Origin of the sequence: Microcoleus sp. S36b_A4 (assembly GCF_036700645.1) — a bacterium.
Lineage (GTDB): Bacteria > Cyanobacteriota > Cyanobacteriia > Cyanobacteriales > Microcoleaceae > Microcoleus.
Genome location: NZ_JAUBPI010000142.1, coordinates 1 through 10,912, shown reverse-complemented (window position 1 = coordinate 10,912; position 10,912 = coordinate 1). Strand labels below are relative to the sequence as shown.

The window sequence follows — 10,912 nt, the reverse complement described above, 5'->3', positions numbered from 1 at the left end:
TTAGCAGGCATTCACTTTGTCTGAATATCATTATGTTATATTATACCACTATGCGTTTTAAATGCACAACAGCTTAACCAATTATTTGTCAAAACCAGTTAAATACGCAACAAATTACACTCAAAAATCAAAAATATCGATCGCCAAATGCCAGTTTTCCTGATGCAGCCGATCGCAAATTTGCACTTTCTCAACCGCCAAATATTGCTTAAATTCTGGTTTTTCTATGCCGTTGCGCCACATTACCAGAGCATCTTCTCCGGTGTCTTCGTAGTATCGTTTCCGCCGCCCTGCCTCTTTAAAACCAAATTTGTGGTAAAGAGACACTGCGGCTAAATTAGATTCCCGCACTTCTAAAGTTGCCCGTTCTAATGGTCTATAGTGAGCCTTTTTTAGTAAAGCCCAAAGCAGAGCTTGTCCTAAACCTTGACCTTGGAAGCGAGGATGAATTGCCAAAATTGTAATGTGAGCTTCTTCTAAAATTGCCCACAGGCAACCCAAACCGATGAGAATTGGGGGAATAATCTGTAGGGGCGATGCCCCCGTGGCCGCCAGGTTTTGAGCTGATTCACAGTCCTCGGTTTCCCATGCCCACAAACCCAGTAAATCGCTGTTAGGACTGCCTAACTCACGCCCATAGCCTTCTAAAGTCCAAAGTCCGCCAAAACAGAGCCGATCGAGTTCGAATGCACTGTTGAGGTCTTCTGCGACGAGATGTTTAATTTGTAGAAAACGCACAGCCGATTTTAAATTTTAGATTTTAGATTTTAGATTTTAGATTTGATCATTACTCACTGCAAGGATGCTCCAGTTCGAGCGAGTCTCAGTCAGTCAGCCTGCTTGCGGAATGAATCTGGGGGCAACTGACCCAATTGCTTGCCGTCAATTGTACACTGGGAAAGACCGTAAGGATAGTTATTGCGCGATGGTATCAACTCAATCTTTCGGGGTGGAATCGGGACTTAAGTATCTGTCTGAGTCTCAACAAGCCCTGCAAACTCGATCGCCCAATCAAGAACTGTTACCGCTGACAGCCAGTGTTAACAGCAGCGATCGGTTGGAAATCGGAGGCTGCGAGGTGACAGCTTTGGTGGAGCAATTTGGCTCGCCGCTGTATATTTTAGACGAAGAAACGCTGCGGGCGGCTTGTACCCAGTACCGGGATGCTTTTAAGCGTTACTATCCGGGCGAATCTCAAGTGCTCTATGCTTCTAAAGCTTGGAGTTGTTTGGCAGTTTGCGCGATCGCCGCTTCGGAAGGTTTAGGGATAGATGTGGTATCTGCAGGAGAAATCCACACAGCACTACAAGCTGGTGTGAATCCCGACAAAATCTACTTTCACGGGAACAACAAATCCCGCGAGGAAATCCAGCTCGCTGTCGAAAGCGGCTGCGTTACCGTAGCCGACAATTGGCTTGATTTGGAGACTCTAGCAGAGTTGGGAAAATTGGGTGTCAGCAGCAAGACAGGCGGGCCGACACGAGTTATGGTGCGGTTTACTCCTGGAATTGAGTGTCACACCCACGAGTACATTCAAACGGGTCAAATCGACAGTAAATTTGGCTTCGATCCCAATTCCCTCGATCGAGTTTTTGAATTCATCAGCCAACAATCGTCGTTATTTTGCGTGGGAGTACACGCTCACATCGGCTCTCAGATTTTTGAACTGCAACCCCATGACGATTTAGCTGAAGTCATAATTCAGGCCTTGACAAAAGCACAGAGTTATGGTTTACCAGCGACAGAAATTAATATTGGCGGCGGGTTGGGCATTCGCTATACTGAAGCGGACGATCCTCCCAGCATAGAAGATTGGGCTCGTACAATTTGCTCCGCAGTGGTAGCAGCTTGCGAGCGGCAGCAATTGCCATTACCAAAATTGCTTTGCGAACCGGGTCGATCGCTCGTCGGTACAGCCTGTGTCACTGCTTATACTGTTGGCTCTCAAAAAGTCATTCCGGAAATGCGGACGTATCTAGCTGTGGATGGAGGTATGTCGGACAATCCGCGTCCAATTACCTACCAATCAGTTTATCGAGTTCTCGCAGCCAATCAAATGTCTGCTCCCTTAACGGAAACAGTGACAGTTGCTGGCAAACACTGCGAATCAGGCGATATTCTGATTAAAGATGCTAAGTTGCCAGAGTGTAAGCCTGGAGATGTCCTCGTGGTGACGGCTACGGGAGCATACAATTACAGCATGGCTTCTAACTATAACCGAGTACCCAGACCAGCAGCGGTTTTAGTGAGAAATGGGGAAGTTAACACGATTATACAGCGGGAAACTTACCAGGATTTGCTAAGGCTTGACCGCCTTCCTGAACGACTCGGAGCTCAAAAGTAAAAACTTAGAAGTTAAAAGTTAAAAGAAAGATAATCCATGTTTACTTAGTGATGATTGCCTTTTCACTTTTAACTTTTGCCTTGTTCAGTCACACGATTGGATTGACACTCCCCGGTCTAAAAACACGGGGATTTTCAGCGTATTCCTTATAACAACTGTTCATGGTTCACGGGTTCGAGTGCATCACGGTTCGCGGTTCACAGGCGGTAGCGTTCGATGAACCATGAACAATCAACAATCTGGCTTTGACTTGGCCCTGGTTCAGTCCTTATTGATTCAAGGGATCGATATTGGACTGGTTTTTGCCCTTGCGTATTTGGTGCTCGTCATTGTTGGCGAGCGCAGAACGCTGTGGATGGTACGGGGATTTATTATTTTGATGCTGGCGGCGGCGGTGAGCAACTGGGCTGGATTGAGGCTGTTGCACGTTGCCCTCAACAGCTTGGTGACTGGTTCTGCTGTGGCAATGGCGGTAATATTACAGTCGGAGTTTCGCCGATTTCTGGAACAATTGGGTCGGGGGGAATTTCGGCAACTGTTTGGACGCGATCGCCGACCCAATCCCGAACCGGACAGCGTAATAGATGAAATTGTGGACGCAGTAAAAGAACTTTCGCAAAACCGCACGGGCGCTTTACTAATTATAGAAACAGATTCTCCGATCGACGATCGAGATTTTTCTGTGCCGGGATTAAAGCTAAATGCTGAAGTTTCTAAAGAATTGTTGCAGACTATCTTTCAGCCGCAAACTTTGCTGCATGACGGAGCTGTTTTGATTCGAGGTTCGCGGATCGTGTCGGCGGGGGTAATTTTGCCTTTGTCCGATCGCACTGCGTCGCGGCAGTTGGGAACCCGCCACCGGGCGGCAATGGGGATTACGGAACGGGTGCAAGCTTGCCTGTGCGTGGTGGTGTCCGAGGAAACTGGTTCTATTTCTTTAGCCCAGATGGGACTTTTAAATCGACCTTTGACTAGCAACAAACTTAAGGAATTGCTGGAAGCAAAGCTGTTTCCCTCCGAGGGAGAAAGAGCTGTGGCTCCAATTCCGATCGGCAATCTCGGACGCCAGATAGGATTGAAGGGAGTGACGCTATTAAAACGGATACTGCGCCGTTAGTCGGGTAATCGGGAGAAACCATGAGTCAAGGAATTTGCTTGGAAAAGTTGCCGGAGGATCTGCAACAGGAACTACTGCCTAAGCACATAGCAGTGATTATGGACGGGAACGGGCGCTGGGCTCAGAAGAAGGGGTTGCCGCGGATTGCGGGGCACCGCCGAGGAGCTAGCACTCTGAAGGAACTGCTGCGCTGCTGCAAAGATTGGGGGATTCCAGCTTTAACGGCCTATGCTTTTTCGACGGAGAATTGGGGGCGGCCGGCCGGGGAAGTGGATTTTTTAATGAGTTTGTTTGAGGGTAAGCTGCGGCAAGAATTGCGGGAGATGGTGGACGAGGACGTGCAAATTCAATTTATGGGGAATTTGCAGGCTTTGCCGAAGTCTTTGCAGGCGCAAATCGAGCGTTCAGTGACGGCAACTCAGCACAATCAGGGGATTTTGTTTACGGTGGCGACGAATTACGGGGGGCGTCAGGAGATTGTACAAGCTTGTCGGGCGATCGCGACTCAGGTGCAAGAGGGCAAGTTGCAGCCGGAGGAGATTGATGAGGTTTTATTTAAACGCTATTTGTATACTGCTGATGTTTGTGACCCGGATTTGCTGATCCGGACGAGTGGGGAAATGCGGTTGAGCAATTTTCTACTATGGCAAATGGCTTATTCGGAAATTTACATTACTGAGACGCTGTGGCCGGATTTTGATCGATCGGAGTTTCACCGGGCTTTGTCTGATTATCAGAAGCGCAGCCGCCGATTTGGCAAAGTCTAACGATTTTGGATTTTGGATTTTGGATTTTAGATTTTAGATTTTTTGGTTAATTTTTCAGTTTCCAAGTAGGGGTGGATTCTGAGGGAGCATCTCCATAAAAGTAAAAAACGTTTTTACGCCACCTGTGAGCGTCCTGCACAGCAAAATAGAGCGACCGGGACGATCGCAATTCCATGTAAATGCTTGCAGGGTTGATGCTTTTTACCTGGATGCCCCATCTAAAATCTCATACCAATTTCACTCATTTCCTGCTCAACATAACGATTTTAGATGTGAGATTGGAGGACAAATCTAAAATCTAAAATCTAAAATCTAAAATCTAATTAGGGGCCGGAGAAAACGGCAGCTTCAATGTCCTGACGTGAGAGGGAGTATTTGAATGCTCGTTGAATGTCTTGGCCGTCGGCTCCAGCATCGATGTAGCGGACGGTGAGTTGGTCGATATCGAGGGAGAGTTCTGCTTTCCATGTAAGTTGCTCGATCTGCCAGCAGTGAAGTTCTCGCTGATCTTGCTGGCAGCCGCGGCTTTTGAGCCACTGCTCGATTTCCGGGAGTGGATGGTTGTACAAAGGAGTGTCAGCGGAAGGAAGAGTCATGGGATTTTAGATTTTAGATTTTGGATTTTAGATTGGGGATTTCGGATTGGGGATTGCCGATTGAGGATGGGGGATTGGGGATTTGAGGCTTTAATTGCCGCGAATTAAGCCGATCGCGATCGCCAGTACCAAACATCCGATTAAGCTAGCTCCCATGATAAACAGAGCGAACATTTCTCCGGGGGAAAGAGGTCGATCCGTGGGATCTAGGTAAGCGGAGTTGGAAGTTTTTTTGCCCGATCCCGAAACCGGAGTATTGAAGCCTGGGGGTGGCCCAATCACGTTCAGGCGAGAATAGCCTATTTTGAGGTCGTAGGCGAGGCGACGTTCTGGGTTGCTGAGGGTGGCGTAGGCGTTGTTGAGCTGCTGAAATTTGGCGGTGGCGACTGCGGGTGGCAGCTCGGTGGTATCGGGATGGTAGAGTTTGCTCAGTTCCCGGTACGATCGCCGAATTTCGATGGGCGAGGCTGAAGGATGCAGCCCTAACAAGCCGTAGTAACTATAACCCAAGGGGGTTTTGCCGGGTATTTTCTGACTTTCGCTGTTTGCCGTTCCCTCGTTAGGAGTCACCTCAACGCCTCTGGGCTTGTTGTTTATAATTTTTGATTATTTTAGAGCAGATTTGAGGGTAGCGCCACTATCTGCGATGTCGAGGGGTTGAGGGTGGGCGATCGGCTCAAGGTACGATCGCCCACTTTAAACTATGAATTGGTCGAGCGCAATTTCTGCACATCCTCAACGCTAAGCCCCGTAACTTGGGCGATCGTGGCATTATCTAGCTGTGAAAGTAATTGTCTGGCGATCGCTAGCGTTTCTTTTCGTATTCTTTCCTGTCTTGCTGCCTGTCTTGCTTCTTCAACAGCTTTAATAATTACCCCCTGTTGATCGTGAATAAACTGTTCCCTGCGTTCCAAAACTTCTACTTCTTCCCGACTTAACCGGGCTTGATTGGCAAGATCGAATGCTTTGTGGATTTCCGGTACGCTATCGATTGTTTCGGGAACTTCTGAGAGAATTCTGGCATATTTCATGAAATATATCCATTTATCTGTCAAAGTTTCTAGTTGACTTGCTTCTTTATGGAATTTAGGTAATTCTATAAAGACTAAATTCATGGCATCTTCGGGATAGTTTAAATTGCTTTTAACTTCTTTATACACAAATCTCGAAATTAAGTTAGGGCTGTTGCGAAACATTTCAAAATCTGTAATGGTTAAAGCTATTAATGGCTTGAGCATTCGATAGCCTTCTCCTCTTTGCAATTGAAATGCGTAGGTTGTGGCTGCATTGTACAACACCCGATTGCCAGAATATTGAACGTTGAGAACTAGAATTTCAATAATGACTAAAGTGCCATCGTCTAGTTTGGCTGTGACATCGAGGTAAGTATCTTTTAAACTTTCAAGTTGCCTCGGCAGATTCTGGTTGATAATTTCTAAGTCTTGAATGGTGGGATTTCCTTCATAAATCAAGGCGTTGAGAAAGCTAATTAGAATCTCTTTGCTTTCTGAGGAAGCGAATATTTTTTTGAAGGCATAATCCGTTTTAGGGTTGATAAATATCATGGTTGTCAGATTTAGCTTTAAGGCGATCTGTTTGGTGGCGAAGCAACGGGAGTTGAGATTGGTCAAACGGCTGATTTTGTTTCAGGCAATGGTTTGACATTTTCCGGCAAATGTGCATTGGCGATCGCCAGCACAGGCTCATCGTCCCTGTGTTCGCCCTCGGTGGGGAGTTGGCAAGAAATCAGTTCTGTGACGATGCGATCGCCCAGAACATCTTCCCAATCCTGCAACTGTTCTCTGGCTTTGATCGGTGTATTGACAGCCACGTCTACGCCCATTTGCTGAAGGTTGAGGCTGTGGGCTGTCGATCGGCGGTTGACCCACTCCACCAACCAAACGCTCAATCCGACTGCGGCCATCAAAGGCAAGACAATCCGGTAATCGCGGGTTAATTCAAACATCAATAGGATGGCTGTCAGCGGTGCTCTGGCGCTGCCGGCGAGGACGGCGGCCATTCCCACCATTGCGTAGGCGGCAGGGCCGGCGACTCGATCGCTCATTGTCGGCAGCATTTCCAAAAAGAGTCCGTAAGCCGAACCCAGGGAAGCTCCCAAAAACATCGCCGGAGCGAAGATGCCGCCCACTAAACCGCTGCCGAGGCTGATTGCGGTCATCGCCAGTTTGACAAACAGCAGCAGCAACAGCAAAGGCAAGGAAAATTTAACATCTTGGAGCATTGCTTGGACTGTTTCGTAGCCGACACCCAAAATTTGAGGCAATTGTAGGGCGACTAAGCCGACACAGGCCCCGCCGATGATCGGGTGAAGCGGCCGGGGCATTCGTCCGAGCCAAGCAAATCCTCGGACTTTTCCTTGAAAACAGCCCTCGGCTAATTGAATTGCTTCCGTGTAGGCTAGAGACACTCCGCTCGCCAAAAGTCCCAATCCCATGTACAGAGGCAGTTCTAGGGGGCTGCGGACATCGTAGACTGGCAAAGAAAAGGCCGGCTGAGATCCCAAGCAGATTTGAGCGATGAGCGCGGAAACTACGGCGGAGAGCAAGACAACGCTGACTGACGAAGTAGCGAAGGTGCTGCCGAGCACGACTTCTAAGGCAAAGAACACTCCGGCGATGGGAGAGTTAAACCCGGCGGATAAACCTGCTGCTGCTCCCGCGCCGAGGAGCAAGCGCTGCCGTTCTGGGGAGAGCTGCAAGACTTGAGCCAGCAGCATTCCAAAATTAGCGCCGATTTCGACGCTGGGGGCTTCCGGGCCGAGGGAGGCGCCGGTGCCGAGGGAAACTGAGGCTGCCACCATTTTGGTGATGGGTTTGAGGGGGGAGAGTTCTTGCAGCCCGCGGGTGGCTGCAATTAAGGAAGACATATTCGGGCCAAAGTCCCTAAATCGCCACCGCATCAGCCCGATGATGACTCCGCCGAGGGTGGGAATGCAGGCTAGCGTCCAAGAGCCTTTCGACGCGATCGCCCCCATGAAGTCTTCCAGCATCAGGCTGTGGATGAAGTGGATGAGGTAGTGAAATGTGACGACGCCTGCGCCCGTAACTCCCCCGATGACTAGGGAGAGGATGAGCAGGAGGGTTTCTGGGCTGGGGTGCAGGCGGTTGAATAGCGGGCTTAGTCGGGAGGCTTGGGGAGTTGCTGCAGTTGGCCCGGGTGGCGGCAGATCCACAGGAGGGATGGCTCTCATTTAGCGGTTAATTCTTCGGTGAGAAGTTATATAATATTACAATTTATTTCTTATTTTCATTTTGAGTGATTTTAGGGGAATTGACAACTTAATTAAGGCGTATTTTAGGGTAATTTTTTGGGGTGGGTCGCTGGGGTGGAATAACTGATTCTGAGGAGCGGCGGATTTGGCGTGATTGTATGCTCAGTTACATTCAAACTTAGATATACTCTGGCGATAATGCTAATTAACTATATTTATAGTTTTGGTGGTTAGGTCGATCGCATCAGTGAACGGGTCATATCATATAACTCAGTGAAAAACAACTTTCAAATTAAAGAATTGGCGATTGGAGATTTTACTTTACAACCACCAATCTCAAAGCTCCAATTTTAAATCCCTCCATCCCGGATAATATCACATCGGTTGTTGAGTGGGCGGGATTCTTGGTCTGGGTTTGGCGATAGACATTAGCGGATCGCCGATGGTGGTGACTTTCCAGGGAGGGGATTCTAGCTGGCGTGCTGCGATTAAAAAGGGTGCTCCTCGCTTTAGGCGATCGACCATTAATTTAGGTGGAATAAAGGCAGATAAAAAAGGTTCGTTGACGCTGCCGACATAGGCGTAAGCACCATTTTCTAGCCACCTTCCGGCAACGGTGTTTGTGTCATCTGGCGCTGCTGCTGACCAACTGTGGATCATGTGGATTGCTGCGGGAAATTGGAGTTTTGGTATGTCCTCAACTGAAGCGTCGCCGTTGCCCACTTGGAATGATTTTGGATAGCCTTTTGAATTCATTAATATTAAGTCAAATGTCCACGGTTTTGAGGCTAAAATCCGCCACTTTTCCAGGCTAGATTCGGGTTTTTGCACTACTTCGACATTTAAACCTATGCTTTTTAGTCCGCTAGCTGCTTCCTCCATTTCATATTTTGCCCAATTTCCTTCCTTGGGGTAACTGTCATAAAGCATGGCTGTTTGGCTGTCTAGAAATATGGCACACATGGCTTGATAGATCGATCGTACTTCGGAGCCGTAAATCCAGCCGACAGCCGCCCAGCGTTCGCCGTTGGGGTGTCTTCCCAAACCGTCGGTAACGGCTAGTTGTTCGTCTGGTTTTTCAGGAGATTGATATTTGACTGCTAGTTGGCGTACAATAGTTATTGTGTCGATCGGGTCTGCGAGTTGAGAATAAAAATATCCGGTTGATTCGACGGCTTTTGTAACTGCTAGTTGCAGAGTTTTCCACTGTGTGTTATTGAGGGTATCGTTGGGTTTTCCCAAGTTGCCTTCTAGAAATACTAAAGGTTGGCCGTGAGCGGCTGCTAAGGCAACTGCGGCTGAGCGTGCGGCGTCGTTTTCTGATGTGATTACTACTCCTGGGGGTTCCCAGCCGAGTTGCTTCCATTTTGCTTTTAAGGTTTCAGTATCGGTGGCATTCCAAGCTGCTGCTGCGCTGTTGAGCATTAATTGTTGGAGTTTTTGATTTTGTGGCAGTTGCTGTTTGATGCTTGGCAAACGGACTATTTCTTCGGGTTGAAAGCGCTGCAAAAACATGGGCGCATATTTTTTGTCTTCGATGAGAATAGGCCAGTTTCCTTTGAGGTTCCATTTTTGGATTGCTGCTAAGAATGTGGCTTCGTCGGGTACTAAAACTACGCGGTTGACTGTTGGTATATTTTCGCGGACGATGGCTGATCGGAGGCCTGTTTGAATGGGCCAGGGTTCTTGTTTGGCTGAGGCGGGAAGCTGAAAGGGTTTTTTGAAAAGGCGATCGCATCCGACACCGATTATTGCTAAGGTTACAATAAGTGCGATCGTCAGGAATTTAAATTTTAACTGTTTTTTCATAGGGGCAGGGGAAGGAAGGAACGAGGTTATAAATACGAACAATTATCCAAATATTTTTAGGGCGGCAAGCGAATGTTTCGAGGCGCGGGACAAAGGAAGATTGTAAGTGCGATCGGGTTGGCAACTTTTAGTATTATTGCCTTAGCAACTACAGGTTTAATAATTTTCGCAGCGAACCGTTCGTCAGTCAAGCATCAAGTCGGGCAATTGCTGACAGCGAGGGAATGTCAAGGTTGCAATCTTTCCGGGGCGAATTTGAGCGAAGTTTTTCTGGAAGGCGTCAATTTAGAAAAAGCCAATCTGAAAGATGCCAATTTGTGGAGCGCACATTTGGTAAACGCTAACTTTAAACTGGCAAATTTGGCTGGGGTTTACCTGATAAGCAGCAATTTGGCAGGGGCAAATTTGGAGGGAAGCAATCTAGAAAAGGCGTTTTTAGAGGATGCTTATTTGGGAGGGAGTAATTTGAGAAAGGCTAACTTAAGAGGTGCTTTTATGAAAGGTATTTTTCTCGTTAACGCTGATTTGGAAGGGGCGAATTTGGAGGGTGCTAATCTGTGGATGGCAAATCTAGAAGGTGCTAATTTGAAGGGTGCTAATCTGAGAAATGCTTGGCTGTTGGATGCTAATTTGGCAGGGGCGAATTTAAAGGGTGCGGTGAGGCCTGATGGTACGCGGCAGGAATGAAAGTCATTAGTCATTAGTCATTAGTCATTAGTCATTAGTCATTAGTCATTAGTCAGAGGAAAGAGCGATCGCACCTGCAACCTTCATTTCCCGTGATTGGGTGAGGAGATGAAGGTTGCAGGTGCGATCGTTATTCTAATAGCTAGCAGTTTGGGCTACGAAGGGCGATCGGCAGATCGAGCAAATAAGATTTGACAAGCACGCAGGCTGCTGTGATAGCTCAACTGCTGAGTTTTACTTGTTGGTATCAATTCTGTTCCGCATCGGATGTAGATGGCATTTTAAGAGACTGTTGGCGAATTAAAAAAGGGTGAAACCAAACATCCCATAATCATGGAAAAAAAACTACAATGAGGCAGA

Annotated in this window: 10 protein-coding genes; 4 read left to right on the top strand and 6 right to left on the bottom strand. The window is 47.8% G+C overall.

Annotated elements, in window-relative coordinates; translation table 11 throughout:
- Positions 1 to 120: 120 nt before the first annotated feature.
- Positions 121 to 738, bottom strand: coding sequence for a ribosomal protein S18-alanine N-acetyltransferase (gene rimI, locus QUA03_RS27045; RefSeq protein WP_333216559.1), 618 nt, complete (start codon positions 736 to 738; stop codon positions 121 to 123).
- Positions 739 to 925: 187 nt separating this feature from the next.
- Between rimI and lysA the strand changes: the two genes are divergently transcribed.
- The 3 genes from lysA to QUA03_RS27030 all read left to right on the top strand — a co-directional run bounded on the left by lysA (position 926) and on the right by QUA03_RS27030 (position 4,228).
- Positions 926 to 2,344, top strand: a complete 1,419-nt coding sequence (gene lysA, locus QUA03_RS27040) for a diaminopimelate decarboxylase (protein WP_333216561.1) — start codon at positions 926 to 928, stop codon at positions 2,342 to 2,344.
- A gap of 223 nt (positions 2,345 to 2,567) precedes the next feature.
- The gene (gene cdaA, locus QUA03_RS27035) at positions 2,568 to 3,461 is read left to right on the top strand and encodes a diadenylate cyclase CdaA (protein WP_333216556.1); all 894 of its coding nucleotides are present in this window, start codon (positions 2,568 to 2,570) and stop codon (positions 3,459 to 3,461) included.
- A 20-nt stretch (positions 3,462 to 3,481) separates the two neighbouring features.
- Positions 3,482 to 4,228 carry an isoprenyl transferase gene (locus QUA03_RS27030; RefSeq protein ID WP_333216554.1) on the top strand — a complete coding sequence of 249 codons (747 nt, stop codon included), beginning with the start codon at positions 3,482 to 3,484 and terminating at the stop codon, positions 4,226 to 4,228.
- A gap of 323 nt (positions 4,229 to 4,551) precedes the next feature.
- Here the strand turns inward: QUA03_RS27030 and QUA03_RS27025 are convergent, their stop codons facing one another.
- The 5 genes from QUA03_RS27025 to QUA03_RS27005 form a co-directional block, all read right to left on the bottom strand.
- Complete coding sequence (locus QUA03_RS27025; RefSeq protein ID WP_190661245.1) at positions 4,552 to 4,824, bottom strand: DUF3143 domain-containing protein; 273 nt, start codon at positions 4,822 to 4,824, stop codon at positions 4,552 to 4,554.
- Positions 4,825 to 4,914: 90 nt separating this feature from the next.
- Positions 4,915 to 5,394 carry a J domain-containing protein gene (locus QUA03_RS27020; RefSeq protein ID WP_333216552.1) on the bottom strand — a complete coding sequence of 160 codons (480 nt, stop codon included), beginning with the start codon at positions 5,392 to 5,394 and terminating at the stop codon, positions 4,915 to 4,917.
- A gap of 131 nt (positions 5,395 to 5,525) precedes the next feature.
- On the bottom strand, positions 5,526 to 6,389 hold the full coding sequence (locus QUA03_RS27015) for an Rpn family recombination-promoting nuclease/putative transposase (RefSeq protein ID WP_333216550.1): 864 nt from the start codon (positions 6,387 to 6,389) through the stop codon (positions 5,526 to 5,528).
- A gap of 62 nt (positions 6,390 to 6,451) precedes the next feature.
- Positions 6,452 to 8,035, bottom strand: a complete 1,584-nt coding sequence (locus tag QUA03_RS27010; protein WP_333216548.1) for a chloride channel protein — start codon at positions 8,033 to 8,035, stop codon at positions 6,452 to 6,454.
- Positions 8,036 to 8,431: 396 nt separating this feature from the next.
- Positions 8,432 to 9,865 carry a hypothetical protein gene (locus QUA03_RS27005; RefSeq protein WP_333216546.1) on the bottom strand — a complete coding sequence of 478 codons (1,434 nt, stop codon included), beginning with the start codon at positions 9,863 to 9,865 and terminating at the stop codon, positions 8,432 to 8,434.
- Positions 9,866 to 9,937: 72 nt separating this feature from the next.
- On the opposite strand from QUA03_RS27005, the gene QUA03_RS27000 reads away from it, so the two are divergent.
- Entirely contained in the window at positions 9,938 to 10,552 is a 615-nt protein-coding gene (locus QUA03_RS27000) for a pentapeptide repeat-containing protein (protein ID WP_333216544.1), read from the top strand.
- Positions 10,553 to 10,912 lie beyond the last annotated feature (360 nt).